Annotated in this window: 25 protein-coding genes and 1 pseudogene; 23 read left to right on the top strand and 3 right to left on the bottom strand. The window is 43.4% G+C overall.

The annotated features are described in order from the left end of the window. The first annotated feature begins 355 nt into the window (after positions 1-355). The 18 genes and pseudogenes from IQ211_RS09770 (at position 356) to IQ211_RS09685 (ending at position 14,994) form a co-directional block, all read left to right on the top strand. Positions 356-745 carry a hypothetical protein gene (locus tag IQ211_RS09770; RefSeq protein WP_189758695.1) on the top strand — a complete coding sequence of 130 codons (390 nt, stop codon included), beginning with the start codon at positions 356-358 and terminating at the stop codon, positions 743-745. 108 nt (positions 746-853) lie between these two features. After that, positions 854-1,393 (top strand): annotated as a pseudogene (locus tag IQ211_RS19550) (SAM-dependent methyltransferase); the annotation flags it as partial. Beyond that, on the top strand, positions 1,390-2,109 hold the full coding sequence (locus IQ211_RS09760; RefSeq protein WP_189758697.1) for a beta-ketoacyl synthase chain length factor: 720 nt from the start codon (positions 1,390-1,392) through the stop codon (positions 2,107-2,109). The pseudogene IQ211_RS19550 and the gene IQ211_RS09760, both read left to right, overlap by 4 nt. 4 nt (positions 2,110-2,113) lie before the next feature. Beyond that, positions 2,114-2,902 carry a lysophospholipid acyltransferase family protein gene (locus IQ211_RS09755; RefSeq protein ID WP_189758754.1) on the top strand — a complete coding sequence of 263 codons (789 nt, stop codon included), beginning with the start codon at positions 2,114-2,116 and terminating at the stop codon, positions 2,900-2,902. A gap of 18 nt (positions 2,903-2,920) precedes the next feature. Further along, positions 2,921-3,178 carry a phosphopantetheine-binding protein gene (locus tag IQ211_RS09750; protein ID WP_189758698.1) on the top strand — a complete coding sequence of 86 codons (258 nt, stop codon included), beginning with the start codon at positions 2,921-2,923 and terminating at the stop codon, positions 3,176-3,178. 14 nt (positions 3,179-3,192) lie between these two features. Beyond that, complete coding sequence (locus tag IQ211_RS09745) at positions 3,193-3,441, top strand: acyl carrier protein (protein ID WP_223281610.1); 249 nt, start codon at positions 3,193-3,195, stop codon at positions 3,439-3,441. Between the two features lie 23 nt (positions 3,442-3,464). Beyond that, positions 3,465-4,028 carry a COG4648 family protein gene (locus IQ211_RS09740; protein WP_223281611.1) on the top strand — a complete coding sequence of 188 codons (564 nt, stop codon included), beginning with the start codon at positions 3,465-3,467 and terminating at the stop codon, positions 4,026-4,028. Next, positions 4,025-5,416, top strand: coding sequence for an AMP-binding protein (locus tag IQ211_RS09735; RefSeq protein ID WP_189758699.1), 1,392 nt, complete (start codon positions 4,025-4,027; stop codon positions 5,414-5,416). Before IQ211_RS09740 ends, IQ211_RS09735 begins: the two co-directional genes overlap by 4 nt. Further along, positions 5,403-5,762: an ApeI family dehydratase gene (locus IQ211_RS09730; RefSeq protein WP_189758700.1), complete on the top strand. Its 360-nt coding sequence runs from the start codon at positions 5,403-5,405 to the stop codon at positions 5,760-5,762. The genes IQ211_RS09735 and IQ211_RS09730 overlap by 14 nt, the downstream gene beginning before the upstream one ends. Further along, positions 5,753-7,468: a glycosyltransferase family 2 protein gene (locus IQ211_RS09725; RefSeq protein WP_189758701.1), complete on the top strand. Its 1,716-nt coding sequence runs from the start codon at positions 5,753-5,755 to the stop codon at positions 7,466-7,468. Before IQ211_RS09730 ends, IQ211_RS09725 begins: the two co-directional genes overlap by 10 nt. Before the next feature lie 3 nt (positions 7,469-7,471). After that, positions 7,472-7,894 (top strand): acyl-CoA thioesterase, encoded by a 423-nt coding sequence (locus tag IQ211_RS09720; protein ID WP_189758702.1) that lies wholly within the window; start codon positions 7,472-7,474, stop codon positions 7,892-7,894. Between the two features lie 14 nt (positions 7,895-7,908). Then, on the top strand, positions 7,909-8,514 hold the full coding sequence (locus IQ211_RS09715) for a LolA family protein (RefSeq protein WP_399477835.1): 606 nt from the start codon (positions 7,909-7,911) through the stop codon (positions 8,512-8,514). Continuing rightward, the gene (locus tag IQ211_RS09710) at positions 8,486-10,810 is read left to right on the top strand and encodes an MMPL family transporter (RefSeq protein WP_189758703.1); all 2,325 of its coding nucleotides are present in this window, start codon (positions 8,486-8,488) and stop codon (positions 10,808-10,810) included. Before IQ211_RS09715 ends, IQ211_RS09710 begins: the two co-directional genes overlap by 29 nt. Next, entirely contained in the window at positions 10,807-11,370 is a 564-nt protein-coding gene (locus IQ211_RS09705) for a DUF3261 domain-containing protein (RefSeq protein ID WP_189758704.1), read from the top strand. The genes IQ211_RS09710 and IQ211_RS09705 overlap by 4 nt, the downstream gene beginning before the upstream one ends. 3 nt (positions 11,371-11,373) lie before the next feature. Then, on the top strand, positions 11,374-12,540 hold the full coding sequence (locus IQ211_RS09700) for a beta-ketoacyl-[acyl-carrier-protein] synthase family protein (RefSeq protein ID WP_189758705.1): 1,167 nt from the start codon (positions 11,374-11,376) through the stop codon (positions 12,538-12,540). Then, entirely contained in the window at positions 12,540-13,019 is a 480-nt protein-coding gene (locus IQ211_RS09695; protein WP_189758706.1) for a hotdog family protein, read from the top strand. The genes IQ211_RS09700 and IQ211_RS09695 overlap by 1 nt, the downstream gene beginning before the upstream one ends. Beyond that, complete coding sequence (locus IQ211_RS09690; RefSeq protein ID WP_189758758.1) at positions 13,016-13,747, top strand: 3-ketoacyl-ACP reductase FabG2; 732 nt, start codon at positions 13,016-13,018, stop codon at positions 13,745-13,747. Before IQ211_RS09695 ends, IQ211_RS09690 begins: the two co-directional genes overlap by 4 nt. After that, positions 13,744-14,994 (top strand): beta-ketoacyl-ACP synthase, encoded by a 1,251-nt coding sequence (locus IQ211_RS09685; protein ID WP_189758707.1) that lies wholly within the window; start codon positions 13,744-13,746, stop codon positions 14,992-14,994. Before IQ211_RS09690 ends, IQ211_RS09685 begins: the two co-directional genes overlap by 4 nt. A gap of 328 nt (positions 14,995-15,322) precedes the next feature. Here IQ211_RS09685 and IQ211_RS09680 read toward each other — a convergent pair whose 3' ends face one another. Next, complete coding sequence (locus tag IQ211_RS09680) at positions 15,323-15,790, bottom strand: VapA/VapB family virulence-associated protein (protein WP_189758708.1); 468 nt, start codon at positions 15,788-15,790, stop codon at positions 15,323-15,325. An 809-nt stretch (positions 15,791-16,599) separates the two neighbouring features. On the opposite strand from IQ211_RS09680, the gene IQ211_RS09675 reads away from it, so the two are divergent. The 4 genes from IQ211_RS09675 to IQ211_RS09660 all read left to right on the top strand — a co-directional run bounded on the left by IQ211_RS09675 (position 16,600) and on the right by IQ211_RS09660 (position 21,034). Then, entirely contained in the window at positions 16,600-17,769 is a 1,170-nt protein-coding gene (locus IQ211_RS09675) for an MFS transporter (protein WP_282885532.1), read from the top strand. A gap of 399 nt (positions 17,770-18,168) precedes the next feature. Beyond that, positions 18,169-18,849, top strand: coding sequence for a DJ-1/PfpI family protein (locus tag IQ211_RS09670; RefSeq protein ID WP_189758709.1), 681 nt, complete (start codon positions 18,169-18,171; stop codon positions 18,847-18,849). A 422-nt stretch (positions 18,850-19,271) separates the two neighbouring features. Continuing rightward, complete coding sequence (locus IQ211_RS09665; protein ID WP_189758710.1) at positions 19,272-19,718, top strand: acetyltransferase; 447 nt, start codon at positions 19,272-19,274, stop codon at positions 19,716-19,718. 377 nt (positions 19,719-20,095) lie between these two features. Continuing rightward, positions 20,096-21,034, top strand: a complete 939-nt coding sequence (locus IQ211_RS09660) for a VirK/YbjX family protein (protein ID WP_189758711.1) — start codon at positions 20,096-20,098, stop codon at positions 21,032-21,034. A 29-nt stretch (positions 21,035-21,063) separates the two neighbouring features. On the opposite strand, the gene IQ211_RS09655 is transcribed toward IQ211_RS09660, so the two are convergent. Then, on the bottom strand, positions 21,064-21,660 hold the full coding sequence (locus tag IQ211_RS09655; protein ID WP_189758712.1) for a GNAT family N-acetyltransferase: 597 nt from the start codon (positions 21,658-21,660) through the stop codon (positions 21,064-21,066). A 429-nt stretch (positions 21,661-22,089) separates the two neighbouring features. On the opposite strand from IQ211_RS09655, the gene IQ211_RS09650 reads away from it, so the two are divergent. Next, positions 22,090-24,111 carry an NADPH-dependent 2,4-dienoyl-CoA reductase gene (locus IQ211_RS09650; protein ID WP_189758713.1) on the top strand — a complete coding sequence of 674 codons (2,022 nt, stop codon included), beginning with the start codon at positions 22,090-22,092 and terminating at the stop codon, positions 24,109-24,111. 77 nt (positions 24,112-24,188) lie between these two features. On the opposite strand, the gene sstT is transcribed toward IQ211_RS09650, so the two are convergent. Beyond that, a complete protein-coding gene (gene sstT, locus IQ211_RS09645) occupies positions 24,189-25,433 on the bottom strand; it encodes a serine/threonine transporter SstT (protein WP_189758714.1) in 1,245 nt (414 codons plus the stop codon). Positions 25,434-25,605 lie beyond the last annotated feature (172 nt).

The following is a 25,605-nucleotide window of genomic DNA, read 5'->3' as shown; positions in this document are numbered from 1 at the left end:
ATATAAGCATCTGTAAAACCAATATAAAAATAAAAGTTCAATATTTAACCATTCAATTTTAAATTAACAGGATAAATACCTATATAAATAAGTTTTCATAATACTGAGAGTATCAGATGTTGGCGCTCCTTACCCCGCGCGGGATAAGGAATACTCCTATCATTTTGAAACGCTATTTATACAACTGCAATTAATGAATCCTAAAGACAAATAAAAAGCAGAGATAAAACCGAACAACATTCAGTAATACAATGAAGTGATAAGTGTAGCAGTATTGTGGGAATTTATTTAAACTATTCTGCACAACGTAACTATTTCACAATCTATTTTGTCTTAATTTAACACGAGAGAAATAATGAAAACTTCACATAAGCTACTAATCAGTCTGGCTTGCGTCGTCTCCCTTGCAGGTTGCACTCGTACCGCACTCATATTAACGCCACAAACCACCATGATAAAGGAGAATTCACTGACTCACGTAAGAAAAGCCATTTTTGAAGCAGGTAAGGAACACAAATGGGTAATGACCGAAATTTCTCCTGGGCTTATTGAAGGTTTCCGGAAAAATCGTAAGTATGACGTGCAAATACGCATCAACTATACCGCCAAAAACTACGTCATCAATTATGTCGATAGTCATAAATTAAGAGAGAGTGATGGAAAAATTCACCGCAACTATAATCGTTGGGTCGATGACCTGGATAGAGACATTCAGTTAAACTTAGCTCTGCTGGCTAATCAATAAACATCCACGTTAGAGCCTATCCCAGTTGATTTAACCATCTGATGTGATAGGTTTTAATTTGTTAATCTGCTTTCTGAACTATAGACATGTCGGATATCTGGATATATGCCTGCTGGATTAAAAGTGTTTGGAGAATGGTCAACTATTTATCCTGCCTTAAGTCAATACCCGAACCGGCGAAAACAAGTTGGTTCACATTTGACCATTTTTATTCTGATACCGCCTTTCATGCAGCATTAAAAACGGTTTTCTCCATAAAGCCTAAAGTGATTTATGATATTGGTGACAATACAGAAAAATGGGCATTGCGCTGTTGCCAATATGACAGTAAAGTCAGCGTCACTATTCTGGATTTACCCCAGCACATAAAATTAGCTAAAGAAAATGTACGCAACCCGGGAATGGCTGATCGTATTTTCGGCTATCCTGTTGACATGTTATCGGATAACAACTTACCCACAGAACCTTAATGCCACCTCGCTTGATTTTACTTGTATAGCAAATGGCAATAGTCATTTTTACAGCATTAATGATTTCACCCAATTTCTCAATAAGACTGGGTTGATTATAGAAAACCAAATTGATCAGTTGGGTTTGGGCCACACATTATTGATCTGCAAAAAAACAGTAACAAACGGTATTTCATGAAATTGACATTGGATATTACAGACTGGCAAGCCATCGCTCCTAGCCTTTCTCTTACTGAAGAGTGGCTAGAATGGTCCGCAACATTACCGGCCACTATTGATAAATCACGTCCATTACAAAAATGTGACCAATTACCGATGATGACAGCTCGCCGCTTAAGCTCTGGCAGTCGTCTTGGCGTGGATTGTGGTTTGAGTATCCTGCGTCGCAATCAAGTCGATGCCATTGTTTATACCAGCCGTCATGGCGAGTTAGAACGTAATTATCAAATATTGCAGGACCTTGCGCAAAAAGAGAATATTTCTCCCACCAATTTTGCCATGTCAGTTCATAACTCCGCTGCCGGCAACTTAACTATTGTCGCGAAGGCCCCTCTGGTTTCCTCTTCCGTTTCGGCCGGTATTGACAGTTTCCAGCAAGGGCTATTTGAAGCTTTGACACTGCTTCATGCCGGTCATCGTAAAGTCTTGCTTGTCGATTTTGAGGGGGAGATCCCCAGCTTTTATCACAATGTCATCGATGCCAATACCCCAACCTATCCATTTGCGGTCGCCCTGCTGCTGGAGCAAGGCACTGGTTTGCGTTGTGCAAAACAATCTTCGGCGAAAACAGAACCAAGTCTTCCTCAAAGTCTCCAGTTTCTTCATGGCTGGTTACGAGGTGAACAGAATTTCTCTGTTGCAGGGGATCATTGCCAGTGGCATTGGAGCCGATAAGATGATGAAGAAGATTTCCGTCAATATTACTGAACGCATTAACTGGCTCTGGCGTCTGCTCATGACCGGATTTTGTTTTATCCTGTTTGGCGCAGGCGGGTTACTGCTCTCTCTTATTTGGTTTAATTTATTGCTGGTTTTCCAACGTAATGACAATAAACGCTGCTACCTTGCACGCCATAGCATTTCATTTAGTTTTCGTTTGTTCCTTTTTTTAACCAGAAAATTGGGGGTGCTGGATTACCATTTCAATGGATTGGATAAAATCAGGGCGGATAAAGGCTGCTTGATTGTTGCTAATCACCCTACTTTGCTGGATTACGTTATCCTGGCATCGAAATTGCCAGACGTAGATTGCATTGTAAAATCAGCATTACTGCGCAATCCCTTTGTCAGCGGCGTCATTCGTTCTGCACGTTACCCCATTAACAGTGATGCAGAAACTTTACTTCCTGTTTGTCGCGAACGACTGGCTTCTGGTCACAATATCTTGATTTTCCCAGAAGGAACCCGCACGACACCCGGCCAGCCTATTTCACTACAACGTGGAGCCGCCAATATCGCGGTGCGATGTGAATGCGATTTACGGATAATACATATTACTTGCAGCCAGAAGATGCTGGATAAAAAAAGCAAGTGGTATCAAATCCCACCGAAAAAACCTATTTATACGATCACTATTGGTGAACACCTCACCAATGAAAATTTTGCTGTTGATACAGAAAAAGGGCATACCATCGCTGCCCGCCAACTTAATCGCCAGCTGACTCAATTACTAACACCATCAAACTAATAGATGTCGGATACGATGATGCAAAAGTTACATATTGAAATAAAACAATTAATTATAGATACCCTGAATCTGGAAGATCTTACACCTGCGGAAATTGAAACCGATGCCCCTCTGTTTGGCGACGGCTTAGGCTTAGATTCAATCGATGCTCTGGAACTAGGGCTGGCAGTAAAAAATCGTTATGGCATCGTATTATCCTCTGAAAGCGAAGAAATGCGTCAACACTTCACTTCTGTCGCCACATTAGCCGCCTACATCCAGTTACAGCAAGCATAAGAACAGGTGTTATCATGGAAAAACAAGCAATTTTTCAGGAAGTCTCCCAATTATTAGTTCAGTTGTTTGAACTGTCTCCCGAAGACATTACACCCGAGTCACGACTTTATGAGGATTTGGAACTCGATAGCATTGATGCCGTTGATATGGTTGTACATTTACAAAAGAAAACTGGGCGCAAAATCAAACCCGAAACATTCAAATCTGTACGCACCGTACAGGACGTCGTGGATGCCGTAGAACAATTGTTGCAAGAACAATAATCAGAAAACATTTGGGTAGTTAATTGAGTCCGTTGCTTTTATTGCTCCGTATTGCCAATACCGTCATGTTAATCGCCTGGCCTTTCTTGGTCTGGGCGATGGTTAACTATGGACAATTTCATGCCATGTTGATTGTCATTATTCTGTTTTTTGTTTTGCGCTTATTAGCAAGCAAACATCAGATTCACCGGCAGCAAAAAATTGGCTGGATATTATCCATCGCAGGAATAACGTTGGGGCTAGCCAGCTTATTTCTGCGCAACCACCAACTTCTTATGTACTACCCTGTAGTCGTTAATGCCGTTTTACTGATTCTGTTTAGCAGTTCATTACGTTACGGGCCACCTATCATTGAAAGGATGGCGCGTATCAAAGAACCTGATTTGCCGCCAAAGGGCATTATCTATACACGTAAAGTTACGTATATCTGGTGTCTGTTCTTTCTGTTCAATGGTGCAGTGTCACTGGGAACCTGCCTGTATAACGATATGCCCCTATGGGCATTGTGGAACGGAATGGTGAGTTATCTATTAATTGGATTGCTCATTTCCATTGAATGGCTGGTACGCCAACGGGTAAAAAAATGATGAAAGCACAACCCCTATCTCAATGGCTATCAGAGGATAATTGTCCCAACCGGTTAGTCAGTTGGGGCCATCACGCTATCAGACTGAATAAATTTCGCCAGGATGTGACCGCGTTATATTTACGCCTGAAAAACCTGCACCAAGAAGATCAAAAACACACAGCTTCCCGCCTGGCTCTCTGTTTTGACGATAGTTATGACTTCTGTGTCGCACTACTGGCAACACTTCATGCTGGCAAAACTCCCGTTATTCCCGGTCATTGCCGCGAAGCGCAATTACAGGAGCAGCAGTCCCTGTTTGATGGTGTGTTGACGGACTTACCCCTGACGTTGTCCTGTCCTTGCTGGCAGGTCACATCGTCTAACCCGGAAATTGATACTGGCGAACAAACTCCATGTAACATCACATTGCCAGCCATTTCACCGGATGCCACTTTGGTGATGTTCACTTCTGGTTCTACCGGTATTCCCCAACAAGTGTCCAAACCCATTGCCGTCATGGATCTTGAATCCCAGTGGCTGGCTTCGTTATGGGGAGATAAGTTGCAATCCTGCGTGGTCAGAGCTTCAGTCAGCCACCAGCATTTATATGGTTTGACGTTCCGCATCTGGCTTCCCATGTCATTGGGTTTACCATTCGATCGCAAAATGGTGGAATTTCCTGAGCAACTGACCAATAGCCCACATTGTGCACTAATCAGTAGCCCTGCCTTTCTGCAACGACTAGATGAAAAACTCCCCGCTCCTGATTGCACATTTGTTGTTTCTGCGGGTGGGCCTTTGCATTTTTCCGATGCGAAACGAGCAATGCAGTGGCTCAACACGCCTACTTATGAAATTTATGGCTGCACCGAAACAGGTATCATGGCCTGGCGAAGCCGTAAAACGGACAATGAGGTCTGGACAATTTTTGCAGGCGTGTCACTCCAGGAAGATAAAGAAAAGCATGTGCGCGTCTATTCCCCTCTTCTTTCTGAGCCTTTTGGTCTGGTTTTGGACGATCAATTTGCCTTTGATGACCGAGGTAATTTTGCTTTATTAGGGCGTCGGGATCGTCTGGTAAAAATTGAAGAGAAACGCATTTCCCTGTCAGAAATCGAGCGCCGTTTGTGTGAGATTTCTGGGATCACTGACGCTGCTGTATTACCTGTTAATCGAGGTAGACGCGATAACATTGGTGCGGTCGTCGTTTTAGATCATGAAGCCGACAAACGTTATCAGCAACAAGGAATTCGTAAACTGTCACAAGATTGGCGTCACCAATTAAAGCCCTGGCTGGAGCCTGTCGCATTGCCACGTTATTGGCGAGTCGTCGAAGCCATTCCCTTGAATGCTCAAAGCAAGCGCTCATGGCCTGCATTACAGGAACTATTTAATGAAACCCATTGAAATTCACCGCGAGCAACCTGCTCCAAATGAGGTCGTTGTACAACTGTCTTTAGATCCCGATTTGGATTGGTTTCGGGGACATTTTCCCATTCAACCACTTCTGCCGGGAATGGCTCAAATCGATTGGGTCATGCATTATGCCCAAACCCTGCTAGCACCGGACTGGTCTTTTTCTTCAATTGAAATGGTGAAATTCCAGTTTCCCCTGCAACCAGGCGATAAACTGCTATTGAAAATCAAATGGGACGAAACAAAACACCTGCTGACCTTCCATTATGACGTAACCGCCCAGAACGGAAGCGAAGGCCAAACTGCAAGCCAGGGAAAAATAAAGCTATGTCGTTGAGTGTGAATACGATTACGCCCTGTGTGATTATTCCTTGTTATAACCACGGCATAACCATGCCTGCGGTATTGGAAAGATTATCCTCTTATCATCTCCACTGTTTTATCGTAGATGATGGCAGTGAAGCTGATACTCAACATCGCCTTGAACATTTAGCTAAGTCCACTCCTAATGTAACACTTATCCGCCTTGCACATAATCAGGGCAAAGGTGGTGCCGTCATAGCAGGCATGCGGGCAGCCGCGGATTCAGGGTATAGCCATGCTTTACAAATTGATGCCGATGGACAACATTGTCTTGAAGATATTCCCCTGTTTTTGGCAAAAGCACAGCGGTATCCCGAGCACTTAATTTCCGGCAACCCTATGTATGATGTTTCCATACCCAAATCCCGCCTTTATGGGCGCTATATCACCCATTTCTGGGTTTGGGTGGAAACACTTTCCTTGTCCATTAAAGACAGTATGTGTGGTTTTCGTGTCTATCCACTGGCACCGACGCTACAACTGTTAGCTAACAAAGAAGTCGGTCGTCGCATGGATTTTGATATCGAAATCATGGTGCGACTTTATTGGCAAGGAACAGAAAGTGTATTTGTACCAACAAAAGTTATTTATCCTGAAAATGGCTTATCCCATTTCGATGCCTTGAAAGATAACCTCAGCATCTCATGGATGCACACCCGCCTGTTCTTCGGCATGCTACCGCGCATTCCTTCACTATTATGGCGTAAACGATTGTCGCACAATCACCGTCATTGGTCAGATATCCAAGAACGCAAAGGATTACTTGGCATGAAGTTCATGCTAGCGATCTATCGATGGTTCGGACGCAAGCCTTTTGAGTGGTTGCTCTACCCTGTTGTTGGTTATTTTTGGGGAACGGGTGGTCCACAGCGTCAGGCATCCAGCCAATACCTTGAACGGCTAAAACAGACCTTGCAGCATAAAGGCATGGCTATTCCACAAGGTCTTGATAGCTATCGCCACTACCTGCGTTTTGGCAAAGCTATGTTGGATAAAATTGCAAGCTGGCGTGGTGATCTGAAATGGGGAAAAGATATTGAATTTGCGCAGGGTGCAGAACAAACGCTCTTGGATGGCGACTCAGGTGGGAAACTGCTGTTGGTTTCACATTTAGGCGATATTGAAGTCTGCCGGGCACTGGCACAACACGCGGGTAAACAGACGATCAATGCACTGGTTTTTACCGAACACGCTCAACGTTTTAAACAGATCATTGCAGAAATTTCACCACAAGCAGGGATCAATTTATTACCTGTCACGGATGTAGGCGCTGATACCGCCATTATGTTGAAAGAAAAAATTGACGCTGGCGAATGGGTTGCCATCGTCGGTGATCGGATTGCCGTTAATCCCTCTAGAGGCAACACTCAACGCGTTGTCTGGAGCCAATTTCTTGGTCATTCTGCCCCCTTTCCGCAAGGGCCGTTTATCCTCGCTTCCGTGTTACGCTGTCCAGTGCTGTTGATGTTTGCGCTTTGGCAAAAGAACCAATTCAAAATTTATTGTGAGCACTTTGCCAATCCTCTGGAACTGCCACGTAAACAAAGAGAACAAGCGTTACAGCAAGCTGTAGATCGCTACGCTTCCCGACTGGAACATTATGCTCTGCAATCCCCGCTCGATTGGTTTAACTTTTTCGATTTTTGGCAATTACCGTCTGCCCGACCCAATAAGGAATAAAAAATGCTGACTGATCCTCGTTTTACCGCCGAGGTTGAACTCACTGTGCCATTTCATGATGCTGATCCCATGGGCGTTGTTTGGCATGGAAATTACTTTCGCTATTTTGAAATTGCCCGTGAAGCACTGATGAACCAACTCAATTATGGTTATCAAGCAATGCGTGAGTCCGGCTATGTTTGGCCTATTGTTGACGCCAAAATCAAATACCGTGCCCCCGTGCTATTTGAACAAAAAATACGCATCAGAGCTTCCATCGAAGAGTTTGAAAACCGCCTGAAAATTGCCTATCAAGTTTTTGATGCAGCCAGCGGCGAAAAAACAACCGCAGGCTACACCATTCAGGTTGCCGTTTCTAAAGAAACACAAGAAATGAGCTTTGTCAGCCCAAATATTCTATTCGAACGTATGGGAGTCAAGCCGTGAAAAAATGGCGCTGGATACTGCTGTCTCTGACAACAATTTTCATTATTATCAATAATACGTCATATGCTGTTACCCTTGAGGAATTACAACAGCGGTTTGCACACCAACCTATTGTGCGAGCGAACTTCACACAAATAAGGCAAATCCAGGGTATTCCTCATCCCCTGTCTTCCAGTGGTCAAATGCTGATTTCACAGCATAAAGGGCTATGGTGGCATCAACAAAAACCGTTTCCACTGACGCTGTTACTGGATGACAACCATATGGTGCAAATCATGTCTGGGCAAACACCCCAGGTGATCACCGCTGATTCCAATCCACAACTGTTTCAGTTCAACCACTTGATGCGGGCTCTTTTTCAAGCTGATCGGGCTGTACTGGAAGAAAATTTCAACATCGAATTTAGCGATCTTGGGCAGGAAAAATGGCGCTTAATACTGACGCCGAAAACGTCGCCTTTGGATAAACTGTTCACGGCAATTACGCTCAACGGCCAAACTCACCTTGATGCTATTTTATTGACCGATCGCCAGGGTGATCGTACAGAACTCTCTTTTAGCCACCACCAATTAACACCAGAGACGCTGAGTCATGAAGAAGAGCAATACTTCAAATTCTGAGCCACGTCGACTGGCACTACTCTGGCTGTTAATATGCTCTATCTTGCTGATATTTTTGGTAATCTTGTTACCTCAATCTCGCTTGTCTACCAGCGTATTAGCGTTATTGCCTGCACAAAGTACCGGAAACATGCCACCCGCCTTGCAAGAAGAGTTTATGCAACGTCTTGATCGCCAATTAGTGTGGATGGTTAGCCCTACAAAAAACGAGGATATCGCCCCCGCTGAATACTGGCTGGAGCAGTTGCAAAAAACACCATTTTTAACCAATGTCAAAGGACCAATGACCGCAGAGCAACAGCAAGCATGGGGGCGTTTTTACTATGAACACCGTAATGCAATGCTCGATCCTGTTACCCGTGACAGACTGAAAGAGGGTGGCAATCAACAGGCAAACTGGATCTTGTCTCAGGTTTACTCCGCATTCTCTGGTGTCAGCGGGCAAGAACTCAATAATGATCCCCTGATGCTAGTCAGGGGATCACAACTGGCACTCCAGCAGACATCCAGCCAGTTGAGACTCCAGAATGGTTGGTTAGTTGCCAAAGATAATGCTGGCAGAAGCTGGTATTTACTTCGCGGGGAGCTAAAAAGCGCTTCCTTTGATATGCAGCAAAGCCATCATGCTGTCACTAGATTGAGTCAGTTACAGCGGTCTCTGGAAGCCCGATTTCCTGGTAGCGAAGTGATTTCACGGGGCACTCTGTTTTACAGCGATTACGCCACTCAGCAGGCAAAACACGATATTTCAACATTGGGCAGCGCCACAGTGCTCGGTGTATTGCTACTCATCTATGGTGTTTTTCGCTCCCTGAAACCTTTATTGCTGTGTGTGCTATCCATCAGTATCGGCGCCCTGGCAGGTACTGTCGTGACTTTGGGGATCTTTGGCGAACTTCATTTCATGACGCTGGTAATGAGCATCAGTATCATCGGCATTTCTGCTGATTACGCTACTTATTATCTCACAGAGCGCATGGTACATGGTCAGGAAGTGACATCGTGGCAAAGTATGCAGAAGGTTTTGCCTGCCTTATTAATGGCATTGGCAACAACCGTCATTGCCTATCTCATCATGATATGTGCACCTTTTCCAGGCCTGCGCCAATTGGCTGTATTTGCTGCCGCAGGTTTAACCGCATCCTGTTTGACTGTCGTCTGTTGGTATCCGCAACTTGCGAAAAACCTGCCCGTGCGCCCGATTCCGGCGATGTTCATGCTCATGCGGTGGCTAGCAATATGGAGACACAATCGGCTATTTTATATGGGAATTCCTACAATATTGGCGATTTTTGCCGTACTGGGAATTTCCCGTTTGCAAATCAATGATGACATTGCCCAATTACAGGCTTTGCCACAGGAGATCCATCAACAGGAAAAGCGCATTGCAGTGCTAACCGGACAGCGAAGTGATCAAAAATGGTTCGTTATTTACGGTGATAATGCAGAACAGACATTGCAACGGCTGGAATCCTTTATTCCCACATTAGATGCAGAAAAACAGCAAGGGAATATCAGTCATTACCAACGATTCCCTCTCTCCTCTCTTGCTCAGCAACATAAGGATCTGGCTCTGCTCAAGGAGGCTACACCCAATATCGTTACTCGCCTGACAGAAGCCGGTTTAATAGTGAAACAGCCCGATATTCACGCTATGACTGTCACGCCGAATGACTGGCTCAATAGTGTCGTCAGTGAAGGTTGGCGTTTGATGTGGATAACTCTGCCAAATGGTCACAGTGGCGTTTTGCTTCCCGTCAATGGCGTTAAAAACAGTGTATTGATGCGCCAATTAGCAGAAAATCAGGAAGGAGTGGGTTGGATTGATCGCAAACTGGCTTTCGATGAGATGTTTCAGTTTTATCGAACCCTACTTGGCTGGTTGCTGACAGGTTCAGTCATACTGATCACTCTCAGTTACATAGCGCGGCTTGGCCCGCGTCGTGGTGTCATCAGCATATTGCCATCACTACTGTCCCTTGGCTGTGGACTGGCCGTTCTCGGTTTTAGTGGTCATAGCCTTAACTTATTTTCAATATTAGCTCTGGTTCTCGTGCTTGGCATTGGCATCAACTACACCCTGTTTTTCAGTAATCCTCGTGGCACCCCGCTGACCTCTCTACTGGCGATCAGTGTAGCAATGTGTACTTCCTTGCTCACACTAGGCATGTTGATGTTTAGTAGCACCCAGGCAATCAGTGGCTTTGGTATCGTATTATGCAGCGGGATTTTAACGGCTTTCCTGCTATCACCATTGGCAATAGCGAAACGCCAAAAAAGGAAAAAACAATCATGATACGGTTATTCATCCTGTCTCTGGCCTGCCTGCTGGCAGCTTGTACAAACGCTCCGCAAAACAGTACACCCAGTGCTTGGCTGAAACCCGGTGTACGTGTTTTATTGCCCAAACCGGCCATAACGCCAGCCATTAGTGAACAACAACTGTTAACAGCCACAGTAAAAGGCAAACAGCAATCATTGATTGTGCTGCTTACTGCCAATGAACAGCATCTGTCACTGGCTGGGTTGTCTTCGCTGGGTATCCGATTGTTCAAATTAGATTACGATAAAAATGGCATTCATACCGAACAATCCATTATCTTGCCGGAACTTCCCCCTGCCAGCCAAGTCCTGGCCGATATTATGCTCAGTTACTGGCCGATTTCCGCCTGGCAGAGCCGTCTGCCCGATGGTTGGCGGCTCAAAGACAGCGGTAATCTCCGCCAACTGAATGATAAAAAAGAAAAATTAATCACAGAAATTCATTATGATACCCAAAATGGCAAACGACGCCCGATTCGCGTCCAACAATTCGTTTTCGGTTACGACATCGCCATTCAGCATCTGGAAGAGTAAAACATGATTTATATTTCTGCCGTGGGTATGCTCAATGCCTTAGGCAATAATGTGGATGAGATTGAGCAGAATCTTTCGCTCAACCAAGCACCTGGCATGTATGATCGCACAGGCTGGTTACAACCTGATAAAACCTGCTGTCTGGGCGGCGTTGACGGTGAGCTTCCCGTCATCCCTGACAGCCTGTTGCAACATAACAGCCGTAATAACCGGTTGTTACTGGCTGCCTTGAGGCAAATAAAACCACAAGTAGACGAAGCCATCGTTCGCTATGGGCGAGAACGCATTGCTGTCATTATGGGAACCAGCACATCTGGCCTCGACGAAGGTGATCAGCATGTCAGCCGCACAACTCATCAGCAATCCGATGAGCATTACCATTATTACCAACAAGAATTGGGCGATCCTTCCCGCTTTCTTGCTAATTACCTGCGTATTGATGGGCCAGCATTTACCCTCTCTACAGCCTGTTCATCCAGTTCACGGGCGATTATCAGTGGCCAACGTCTAATTGAAATGGGACTGGTGGATGTCGCCATTGTTGGTGGGGCGGATACATTGAGCCGTATGCCAATCAATGGGTTCAATAGCCTGGAATCCATTTCCCCAACCTTATGTGAACCCTTTTGTGAGGATCGCCAGGGCATTACCATTGGAGAAGCCTCAACATTGCTGCTGCTAACACGGGAACCCCAGCCGATAGCCTTACTCGGCGTAGGAGAATCAAGCGACGCATGGCATATGTCAGCCCCTCATCCTGAAGGAAAAGGCGCCATTGAAGCTATCACTATGGCACTGGGAAATGCCGGACTCTCTCCAGCCGATGTCGGTTACATTAACCTGCACGGAACAGGCACGAAATTGAATGATCAGATGGAAGCAATGGTTATCAATCAGATTTTCGGTGAAAACACACCATGCAGTTCTACGAAGTTTTTAACCGGTCATACCCTTGGCGCCGCAGGTGCCTGTGAAGCGGGACTTTGTTGGTTACTGTTAACACGTAATTTACCACTGCCTGCACAAGATTTTTCACGCTCCAGTATTGATAGCTCATTGCCTGCTTGTGGCTTGCTAACCCAATCACAGCCACTAAAAAAACCGATTGTCATGTCAAATTCTTTTGCCTTTGGTGGCAACAATACCAGCCTGATATTGGGAGTAGTATAATGTCTGACTACTTACCGATAGATCGTTATCTCCCGCATGAAGCCCCCATGGTATTACTGGAAAAAGTGATCAACGTATCCAGCAATCATGTCCATTGTCAGGTCACGGTCAACCAGGATGGGGTTTTATCTCCTTTTCTCAATGCAGAAGGCCATATGCCGGGTTGGTTTGCCATTGAAATCATGGCCCAGACCATTGGTGTCTGGTCTGGCTGGCATCGCAAGGAAAGAAAAGAGGAAGATTCCACATTGGGCATGTTATTGGGGGGGCGTGCGATACGGTGCCAAGTCCCTACTTTCACACCAGGTAGTGTATTAGATATTCAGATGAATTTATTACTGCAAGATGAAAAATTTGGCAGTTTCGAAGGTGAAATCAGTTGCAACGGCACTGTACTGGTGACAGGCCGACTGAGTACCTACCAACCTAACAAAACAGAACTCACACAACTCATAAATAAACAGGATGGAGTAGCATAATGCGTTCAGTTCTAGTGACCGGTGCCAGTAAAGGGATTGGCAGGGCAATTGCCTGCCGACTGGCAGCAGATGGTTTTACTGTCATCGTGCATTATCACCGCGATGCTAAAGGTGCAGAAGAGACACTGGAACACATTCAGGCAAATGGAGGCAGTGGCCGTATCCTGAATTTTGATGTTGCGGATCGAACGAGCTGCCGTGAAAAGCTGGAAAAAGACATCGAAACCCACGGCGCGTACTATGGCATCGTCTGCAATGCAGGGATCGCCAAAGATGGTGCTTTCCCAGCCCTCGAAGGCAATGACTGGGACAGTGTCATTCATACCAATTTAGATGGTTTCTACAATGTTATCCATCCTTGCGTCATGCCAATGATCGGCTTACGTCAGGGAGGACGTATCCTCACCTTATCATCCGTATCTGGTTTGATGGGCAACCGCGGACAAGTCAATTACAGCGCAGCTAAGGCAGGAATTATCGGTGCAACAAAAGCGCTGGCAATCGAATTGGCGAAAAGAAAAATCACTGTGAACTGTATTGCACCCGGCCTGATTGGGACAGATATGATTCAAATGGAAGAAGTGGCTTTGAAAGAAGCGATGAACATGATCCCAATGAAACGTATCGGACAAGTGGAAGAAGTGGCTGGTCTTGCCAGCTACCTGATGTCTGATATTGCGGGATATGTCACCCGTCAAGTTATCTCAATCAACGGAGGAATGCTATGAACCACAATGCGCTATTCCAGCCCCGCAGGGTAGTGATTACAGGAATGGGCGGCATCACCGCATTGGGGCACAATTGGCAATCTGTTTCCGCGGGATTGCAAGCGGGCATTAATGCCGTGCAACAGATGCCTGCGTGGGCAGAATATGATGGGCTTAATACCCATCTTGGGGCGCCGGTTACGGATTTTATTTTACCCGAACATTATACCCGCAAACGCATTCGTTCTATGGGACGTGTTTCCCTGATGTCAACGCGCGCCACAGAACTCGCTTTAGAAATGGCAGGCTTGCTTAATGATCCAATACTAACCAATGGGGAAACGGGGATTGCCTATGGTTCTTCTACGGGCAGCACCAAACCTGTCAGCGAATTTGCCACCATGCTGACGGAAAAACACACCAATAACATCACAGGCACAACCTATGTGCAAATGATGCCCCATACCACGGCAGTCAACACGAGTCTGTTCTTTGGCTTGCGCGGCCGCGTGATCCCAACCTCAAGTGCCTGTACATCTGGTAGTCAGGCGATTGGGTACGCGTGGGAAGCCATCCGCCACGGTTATCAAACTGTTATGGTCGCAGGTGGTGCTGAAGAGTTGTGTCCATCCGAAGCGGCAGTATTTGATACGCTGTTCGCTACCAGCCAGAAGAACGAAACACCGAAGACCACACCTTCTCCATTTGATGTTAACCGCGATGGATTGGTGATTGGTGAAGGTGCGGGGACATTAATCCTTGAAGAATTGGATCACGCCAAAGCACGTGGTGCCAAGATTTATGGCGAAATTATCGGATTTGCCACTAACTGTGATGCTTCCCATATCACCCAACCAAAATCGGAAACCATGCAGATATGCATTGAAATGGCACTGAAATCCGCGGGCTTACAGCCAGCCGACATCGGTTATATCAGCGCTCACGGTACTGCAACCGATCGGGGAGATGTAGCAGAGAGCCAAGCGACTGCCAATATTTTTGGCAATCAAACACCTATCTCTTCACTAAAAAGCTATTTCGGCCATACGCTGGGGGCGTGTGGTTCCCTTGAAGCATGGTTAAGCCTGGAAATGATGAATGAAGGTTGGTTTGCTCCAACAATCAATCTCAACGAAATTGATCCCGATTGTGGTGAGTTGGATTACATTATGCACCAGCCTCGTAAAATCCAAACCGAATTTATCCAAAGCAATAATTTTGCCTTTGGTGGAATTAATACCTCGATGGTGATCCGTCGTTGGAATTAATTTAAGAAATTTAAGGCCACTATATGGTTGGCCTTTTGTCTAAAAATTTATGGCCGTATTTGTTTCAATCCATTCGATTTACGAACCATGTTCCTTATCACACTGAGTCTGGATGTTACTTTCGTAAAGATGATTACCCGATTTACCGAGGAAACGCGGCGGAAAATATCGCGCCATTGAAGAAATGACTCGCCTTAAATAGACTGAAACAGAAAGATAGGCTTCATTACAGCGTGGTTTTGATTTATGTTTTGGCAACGATTATCAATTCACAAATGAAGCCTTTTTTATATCTAAAATAAAGAGTTATCACTTAATTTCCTGTATATTATTTCCAATAACCCCCCCCTGTAATTGTGGCAGATATCGTTCCTAATCCGCTACCGTTAAACTGGGCCAATTTATCTAAAGATGAATCTGCAAAACCTATATTAATAGTGATAGGTGTTACAACTGCAATAAAGCCTGTTGCATTCTGATAAATGATATTAATATCATCCACGCCGAAGATAAACTCACCGGAAAATTCTCCTTTTCCCGGAGATCCCAATCCTCCTGCTTTTCCGTAAAAAGTTTTCCCTCCATCAAGACTTAGAGTAAATTGATAATAAAAGACGTAACTCGTTAATTCCAAAAAAGCTTTATATATATGTGTAGATGATTCCGAAGGCTTTACGATCGAATCATTTGTCGTTTTGTTCTTTAACATATTTGCTGATTCTTTAGATAAAGACTCTAAAGAATCAATAAATTTCAGTCCTTTTTCAGAAAACAAAGAGGATTCTAGTTTGTTCATAATATCCCCCTAGATTTATGAATCGAGAAAGATTAATTTGGAGACTTAAAATTATTTTCTGATTACATGCCAAACAGAATAGTTATTAAGTCAGTTTTAATATAAAAGATAAAGGTTGTTAAAATTTATTAAAAGTTATTTTTATTATTACGAAATTTTATAACCTTCCAAATACCAGCTCATCAATAAATTAAAATTATTTATTAATTTATTTTTTTTACTGGGCCTTTTAGAAAATAAAAGACTCACAAACACACTCAATAATCCTTAAGAGAAAAATATAATTTTACTTCCCTATAATGAAAGCATAACACAGGTCTAGATAATTTCAACAAGAAATTAATTTAGTGAAATAATGCTATTTCAAAAACATTAATCGCAAGGGGATGGAATATTTTTACATCCAACAAAACCTCAAGGAAATCAGCAATTTTATGGTGCTTACGCTTGTTTTTTTACTAAGGACAGTTTCATCTCCACATTCAGGGAAAACATTCTAATATTCGCATGTTGCTTATTTTAAATAGATTTTTATTTTGATGATGTTCACTTCCTACGTGCTTTGCCCTCGAATTTACATAGCCATTTTCTCCATAAATCTTTTCATTCATAAGTATCAGTTTTTCTCGTTGTATCTCTTTGTGAGAAAGGGCTATAGTCCGCACCACTCAAGGTTATTGAGTGACTTACCTACTGCTTAAATCACCAAGATATATTCCAGTCCTTGGCCTATATCATGACCGCCATTCGGCAAAAACGTGATGAAAAGCAGCGCATTTGGCTGATTTTTTTATGTGGAGACGACAGTAGTGAAACTGCTGCGCAAGAGTGACAGTGCATTTGTACCTGTCGCCGGCTTGACTGTTTTTGCCATTGCTTCTGGTTACCTAATGAGCTTAATTCCGCTGTCGATGGCAAGTTTCAGCATTGATACGGTTTATGCCAGTTGGTTAGCCAGTGCTTATTATGCCGGTTTATTAATTGGCTCAATGATGATTGAGCCTGTTATCGCCAAAATAGGTCACCGCCTTTCATTCATTGTTTTTTTGTTGCTTTTATCAGCGACTGTTATCGTCTTGCCTTTTTTTCCAAATAAAGAAATTTGGTTAGTTGTACGGTGTATTGCTGGTGTGGCCGTTGCCGGTATCTTTGTCGTGGTCGAATCCTGGTTATTGATCGGTGACAACTCCAAAGAACGTGCCAGACGTCTGAGTTTTTATATGACGTCTCTTTACGGTGGAACAACTTTAGGGCAATTATTGATCGGGCCTATTGGCACGCAGGGAACGATCCCCTTCATGGTCATTTCGGCACTGCTGTTTGTCGCAATTTTGCCTCCATTATTCGTGCGTCATGGTCAGCCTCCTGCGCTCCACCACCAGAGTCTATCGCTGAGAAAAATGACTGAATTCAGTAAACCTGCGATCGTTGGTTGCATGACATCGGGTATTGTTATGGGCACTATCTATGGTTTGATGCCTTTATCACTCAGCCAAAGTCATTTCAGTGCCGATCAAGTCGGTGTATTAATGGCAGCCATTATTCTAGGCGGAATGGTCATACAACCCATTATCAGTAAACTGTCCGTCATCATGAGCAAAACTTTTTTATTGGCAATAGTGTCATTACTGGGTGTATTTGCCGTAGGAATGACCTATCTCTTTGAACATTACATTGTCATGATAGTGTCACTGGCTCTTTTGGGAATGTCATCTTTTGCGTTGTATCCCATTGCGATTACCCTTGCTTGTGACAAGCTGGATGCGTCCTATATTGTAGCGGCAAGCCAGGTTATGTTGTTAAGTTACAGTGTCGGTTCTGCCGTTGGGCCACTGGTAGCAGGGCATTTTATGCTACAACACTACTTTAAGGTTCAACACAATGGATTAATGAGTTTCTTTTTCATTGTGTTATTAGCTACCGCGATTTATATGCTGCTGGCGAGCTTGTACCGTAAAGATCGTGTACTGGTAAGCTAGTTACAAAATAAACTGGATTTATATGAAAGCGTCGCAACTTGCGGCGCTTTTTTATTTTTTCATCTCTTAATTTACACTGATCAAACAACAATTATTTTGGTCTATTGCCGACCTCAGTGGCAGGCATTTTCTTCCTGAGGAGAACGTTATGACGTTTCGCAATAAATAGGTCGATTTTTATATGAGTCAACGTCATCAAGATCTTACACAACAGATCACTTCAGCAGCCATCTTTATACAAATTAAGCGCATTATTTTCTGATTTTAAAGACTAAAAGATTGTTTTTCGCGAAGTGCGAAGCATTAGATTTTTTTGATATGGGGTAAAATTGAATCAATCTGATATTTACGTAGGACAATTCTACATTAAGTTTTTTCATGAGCTATTTGGAGAATAATATGAAAATTGCCTTCCTTTTATATCCCGCAGTCACTCAGCTTGATTTTGCTGGCCCCGCGCAAATTCTAACTCGCCTTAAAGATGCTTCAGTGCATTTTGTTGCCAAAACAAAAGAGCCTGTTGCCACAGATGCTGGATTTTCAGTCATACCAACAGATTGTTTTGGCGATATACACTCTGCCGATATTTTATGTGTTCCCGGTGGCTTGGGCAGTACTGAAGCAATGGAAGATGAAGAAACCCTAGCTTGGGTTGCTAAAATTGGTGAACAAAGCCAATGGATTACAAGCGTTTGCACAGGTTCTATGATTTTAGCTGCCGCCGGACTTTTAAAAGGATATCGTGCAACATCACATTGGGTGGTACGTGATGATCTAGCATTTTTTGGAGCGATTCCAACACAGGAACGTGTTGTTTTTGATCGCAATCGTGTAACGGGGGGTGGCGTCACTGCAGGTATTGATTTTGGTTTTGCGCTTTCTGCTACCATTCAGGGGGAAGATCACGCCAAGCTGATACAACTTGAATATGAATATGACCCCGCAATGCCTTTAGCTGGCGGTACACCTGAAACTGCCGATGCGCATATTTTAGCTCAAGCTAACAACAATTTAGAATATATGTTACCAAACCACCGTGAACGCATTGTCAAGATCGCTGAACGCTTTGGATTTCAGTAATAGTTTTATGTCAATAACCAGTTCACATGATGATGCAATGGTTGCGGCTCCTCAGTGAATATCCCTGAGTTCAATATGTCTGCGTCAAACATTTGTTGTTCTGGTCGCATTAATGGCTTAATTCTGCCAGGTTTTCATCGAAAACCGTCCGATTTGAGATCAACGACGGTTTTCAAGCCCCATGTTATGCATCACTTAGGATGTGGTGTATATTGATTATCTTATCTGAAGTAAACAAGAACAATTATTATGCCAGTGTTGGTTTCGTTGAGGTTGGTATTGATTGCTGGTCATGAGTACACACCATCCGTGCTTAAGGACCAATCGTCAGCATATTGTATTACATCATTTTTAACTTCAAGATAGCTGAAAAAAACATTCTGCCTGAAGCCGAAAACTACAGAAAAATTTAGGGGTATGAAATGCAAATACAACAAGCCACCAAAGCAGATTTTTCGACACTAATTCAAATTTGGGAGGCATCTGTACTTGCTACTCATGATTTCTTGCCCAAGTCTATGATAGAGATTTTACGCCCACAAATCCTTAACGATTATTTACCCCATCTCACTGTTTATAAGGCGGTAGATGTACAAGATAATATCGTAGGATTTATTAGTACCGATCAACATCGAGTAGAAATGTTGTTTATTGCGCCACAAGCGCGAGGAACAGGAATCGGTAAGATGTTATTACAATTTGCTATTAACGAATTACAGATCAATGAGTTGGATGTCAACGAGCAAAATACACAGGGCGTCGGCTTTTACCAATATATGGGATTTCAGGTATTTTCTCGTTCAGAGCTTGATGGACAAGGGAATCCATTTCCTCTATTACACATGAAACTAAATAGCGTTTCAAAATGAGATGCATGTGATATCTCCCCTCTTCGCGGGGGAGATATAAGACTCATCTTGAAAGGCGATTGGTATAGGTATTATTTAAAAAAAATGATATACCAATCTAACTTCAAGAATAACACTTTTTACTATAAATAAAATTAAAGTAAATGCATATTTTGCAAACATATGGGTGGAATTTGATAAATCAATGATATAATGCCATCTTGTCTATTCCCATCACCTTTCAAGTTACAGCTTTGCTGGCTACGTCCATATCTCTTAGTCACGTAGTTATAAACACAGAGTTCGCTCTGCTCTTGGGGATTTACCCTTTTGCCACTGTGCTGCAACTTGAAATCTAGTGGATATAAATATTTTTTACTTTTGTTGAGCTTGAGTTAATGAGTTACTTACAGCAACCTACGTCTTCAGGAATAAAGCTATTTGCTGATCTTGTCGGAAAACGTATTATCCCAGGGGAACTCTGGTATTCTTCCGGTACCCGCACTAAATTTGCACTACGCAGCCTTCTGACTCCCATTTCAACATTAAAACTGTTGAATGGCATTACCAGAACGCCTCATTATTTAGATATTCTGAAAAAACAACCCAGTTGGCCTTGTAAATTACATCGTCCATACTTAAGTATTAATTTTAAGCGCAATCAGATTGTCGGCGCTCTGAATGATCATTATCAAATATTATTCAAACAGTTAGAATCTACTGTTATTAATCGAATTTTTTCTGTTCATACTTATTTACTGGCAACCATTCAAGGGAAAAATGAAACTTTTCTGATATATATTGATGCATTGGACAACCTGAATAAAGAAGGTGAACTCTCTCTCTATATTACTACTGCGGAGAATGTTACTCTGGCCAAGTGTGCATTCACTTTATTAACGATTGATGGCAAACAGACACTCTTTATTGGTGCACTACAAGGACCAACTAAAGGAGATAATTCTCTGGAGATTATCCGCCATGCAACTAAAGAGTGCTATGGCTTATTCCCCAAACGCTTGTTGATTGAGGCTATTTGTCGTTTTGCTGATCATATGAATTGTGAACAGATCCAGGCAGCCAGTAACGAGACTCATATCTATCGTAGCATCCGTTATTGGTATAAAAAGAAAAATAAGATGGTGGCCGATTACAATTCTTTCTGGGAATCACTAAGTGGCGTCAGAAAGGAAAATAATGATTTCCATTTACCATCATGCATAGAAAGAAAATCGTTGGATGAGATCCCCAGTAAAAAACGCGCCGAATATCGCCGCCGCTATCAATTACTGGATGATCTGGAAAACGATATCAAGGCATCCCTGACAACCGACTAATTTCCTGTCAAAAAATATCAATTATGCCCTCAACGTGGCTTCGTCATTAACCATGTAAGATGCGTTTTAATGGCGGGCCATTCATTGAACAGAATGCTATAAACGCAAGTATCCCTTATTGAACCATCTTTGGCTCGCAGGTGATGACGCAAAATCCCATCCAGTTTTGCTCCCAATCGTTCAATCGCCTTGCGGCTTTGATGGTTTAAAAAATGGGTACGGAGTTCCACGGCAACGCATTCCAGCTCCTCAAATGCATACTGCAACAGTAAAAACTTGGCTTCCGTATTAATCGCTGTGCGTTGGACAGAATGCGCATACCATGTAGAACCAATTTCCAATCTGGGAATATTCGCATCAATATTCATATAAGTTGTCATGCCAACCGCTATCCCCGTTGCATTATTGATGACAGCAAAAGGTAACATGCTGCCCTTGCCATGCAGGGTTAAACGACGTTCAATTTCCGCCTGGACATTTGCAGGATCAGGTACACTGGCATACCACAGCTTATGTAACTGCCCATCCTCAATAGCACGAACAAATTCATCATGTCTGTCATGTGATAAAGGTATTAAAGTCACACTTTTTCCGGTTAACGTCACCCAATCTGTTATTTTTCCCATAATTACATCTCTCCCCACTTATTTCTCTCACGCCTGTTTCCTGTCAAGGCTTAATTATTCATCATTCCGTAAGAATAAATAGGTTTTCATCATACTGAGAGTATCAAATGTTGGCGTTCCTTACCCCACGCGGCGCGCGGGGTAAGGAATACTCCTATCATTTTGAACGCTATTTATATTCACAGTATGCACCGTTAAAAACATGAGACAATCATAAATAAGAGGAATTTCTCGCCTCAATAGATTCTCATTAAGGGACGATTGAAGCTCTATTTCATGATATTTGTCACAATCAATTAACAAAGTGGTTCCAATAATGGCGGAACTGTCTACATTTAATCATCATCTCATCCGACCACTTAGCCTATTTAGCTTCATACGGAAAACAATAATATTTCTTGAGCTACCAAATATTTGATGGAGAATGCAATGAGCAATTACCCTCACCTGCTTGCACCGCTGGATTTGGGCTTTACCACATTAAAAAACCGTGTATTGATGGGTTCAATGCACACGGGGCTTGAAGAACATCCCGACGGTGCCCAACGTTTGGCCCAATTTTATGCAGAACGGGCAGCGGGAGGCGTCGCACTGATTGTGACCGGCGGTATCTCACCAAACCCGCAGGGCGTTGTTGCGGCGGGAGCAAGTATCCTGAATAGTGAAGCTCACCTGCCTCATCACCGGCTTATTACAGAAGCGGTACATCAGGCAGGGGGAAAAATTGCTTTACAAATCCTGCATGCCGGACGCTACAGCTATCAGAAAAATTCTGTTGCACCTTCAGCCATTCAAGCTCCGATTAACCCCTTTATGCCGAAAGAAATGTCTGACAATGACATCCGGCAGACAATCAAGGATTTTGCCTACTGTGCGCAACTGGCACAACAAGCCGGCTATGATGGCGTGGAAATCATGGGCTCAGAAGGTTATCTCATCAATCAGTTTCTGGTCACACGCACCAATCATCGACAGGATAAATGGGGGGGAACTTTCGAAAATCGAATGCGCTTTGCACTAGAAGTTGTCAAAGCGGTCCGTGCTATCACAGGGGAACGTTTTATCATCATCTATCGCCTTTCTATGCTGGATTTAGTGGAAGATGGCTCCAATTGGCAAGAGATAGAACAACTGGCACGGGAAATTGAAAAAGCAGGGGCATCCATTATCAATACCGGCATCGGTTGGCATGAAGCCCACATCCCAACAATTGCCACGATGGTACCCAGAGCCGGATTTAGCTGGGTTACACAAAAGTTGATGGGGAAAGTCAGCATCCCTTTAATTACAACCAACCGCATCAACAATCCCCAGGTTGCTGAACAAGTGCTCAGTGAAGGCTGTGCCGATATGGTTTCGATGGCGCGTCCATTTCTTGCTGATGCCGAATTTGTATTGAAAACCGCACAGGATCGTGCTGATGAAATCAATACCTGCATAGGCTGTAACCAAGCCTGTCTGGATAGGATCTTTGTCGGCAAGCTAACGTCTTGTCTGGTCAATCCACGCGCCTGCCATGAAACGGAATTCATTGCCACTCCTGTAAAAGCCCCCAAAACCATCGCTGTTATCGGTGCCGGACCGGCGGGATTATCCTTTGCTGTCACAGCAGCCAGCCGAGGACACCATGTCACGCTGTTTGAACGGGAAAACCAAATCGGCGGGCAGTTTAATATCGCCAAACAGATCCCTGGCAAAGAAGAATTCCATGAAACTTTACGCTATTTTGAACGCCAGTTAGCATTGAACGGCGTCGAAGTATGCCTCAACCATACGGCAACTACCGACCAACTTTTATCGTTTGATGAAATTGTCATTGCAACAGGGATCATGCCACGCATCCCCAATATCGATGGTATTGAACATGAAAAGGTGCTGACTTACCTTGATGTATTGAAACATAAACGGCCAGTCGGAAAACGTGTCGCCATTATCGGTGCGGGAGGCATTGGTTTTGATACCGCAGAGTATCTGAGTCAAAGCGGACAAAGCACCAGCTTGAGCAACTATGCTTTTAGCCATGAGTGGGGAATTGATCGGACAATTACGCATAGAGGAGGATTACGGCCAGAAGGTGCACAGGTCGAGCGTTCTCCTCGTAAAATCTATCTGCTGCAACGCAAAGATACCAAAGTCGGGGATGGCTTAGGAAAAACCACAGGTTGGGTGCATAAAACCAGCCTGTTAATGCGAGGCGTAACCATGTTAAACAGCGTTCAATATTTGAAAATTGATGATCAGGGATTGCATATCCGTCGTGGTGATAAACAACAATGCCTGGAAGTGGATAATGTGATTATTTGCGCAGGACAGGAACCCTTAAAAGCACTCTATCAACCATTACAGGCAATGGGAAAAAATGTGCATATCATTGGTGGAGCAGATATTGCTGCCGAACTGGATGCGCGCAGAGCAATCGCTCAAGGAGCCCGATTGGCACTTAACATATAACGTCAATTCTAAGAGCAAGAACGGTGATAATTTATACCCAACTCATTATCACCGTTTTATTCCCGCTATTCTTACAATTAACGCTGCGCCAGCCGATTCGCCGCAATACGAGACTCTTCAGCCTGACAAGCGGCGGCGGTAAACAGCACATCGGTGGAAGAATTCAACGCAGTTTCAACAGAATCTTGCACTACACCTATAATCATACCTACTGCAACAACCTGCATAGCGACTCCATTAGAAATCCCAAACATACTGCATCCTAGCGGAATTAACAATAAAGAACCGCCAACAACTCCCGAGGTGCCACATGCTGCCACAGCAGACACTACGCTCAACAAAATGGCGGTTGGTAGATCAACACTGATACCCAACGTATTCACAGCAGCTAATGTCAATACGGTTATAGTAACTGCTGCACCGCCCATATTGATAATGGCCCCCAAAGGAATAGAAATTGAATAAGTATCTTCATTTAAATTCATACGACGGCACATTGCCATATTAACAGGAATATTTGCCGCAGAACTGCGAGTAAAGAACGCAGTTATTCCACTTTCACGCAAGCAAGCGAAAACTAACGGGTAAGGATTACGACGAATTTTCCAAAAAACAATTAATGGATTAACTATTAAGGCCATGAAAACCATACACCCTAGCAATACAGACAATAATTGCACATAATCTAATAAAACGTTAAATCCTGTCGTTGCAATCGTTGCAGATACCAATCCAAAAATCCCAATAGGTGCAAAACGAATAATCACACGCAAAACTTGCATTACTGCTTCTGCTATATCATGAACTATAAATTTAGTTGACTCTTTTCCGTGACGTAAAGCAATACCTATTCCTGTTGACCATGCTAATATACTGATATAGTTAGCATTTATAAGAGCATCAATAGGATTAGCTACTATATTGAGCAATATCCCTTTCAGAACTTCAATAATATTCTCTGGTGGTAATACCTGAATATCATTCGTTACTAACGTCAACGTCGATGGAAATAGCATACTACCAACTACAGCTACAATTGCTGCTAGGAAAGTTCCTAACAGATATAGGAACAGTATGGGACGAATGCTACTTTTTTGGCCTGCTTTATAATTTGAAATCGAAGACATAACCAATACCCATACTAAAACAGGTGCTGCCGCTTTTAATGCTCCGACAAAAAGTGTCCCTAACAATTCAGCTGATTTAGCCACAGAAGGAGCTAACCATGCCAGTAGTATCCCTGCAATTAAACCGATAGATATTTGTGTAACTAGGCTTCCTTGCATAATATATCGTACAAAGCCTTTTTGTTTTTTTTTCATAGCTTTTCCATTTTTTATTTATACTTAATGTGTTTGCCTGTATTTATATTTTCTTTTTCAAGACAACAAAATTTAGAAATCTATAATCAACCCAATATGAAAAAATATCAACCCCCAGCAAAAAAACACTCACATTTATGTGATCAAAACAACAGTTATAACCATTTAAAAT

Origin of the sequence: Xenorhabdus griffiniae (assembly GCF_015163655.1) — a bacterium.
Classification (GTDB): Bacteria; Pseudomonadota; Gammaproteobacteria; order Enterobacterales; family Enterobacteriaceae; genus Xenorhabdus; species Xenorhabdus griffiniae.
Note: the sequence above shows the minus strand (reverse complement) of the source record. Positions and strands in the feature narration are given on the sequence as shown.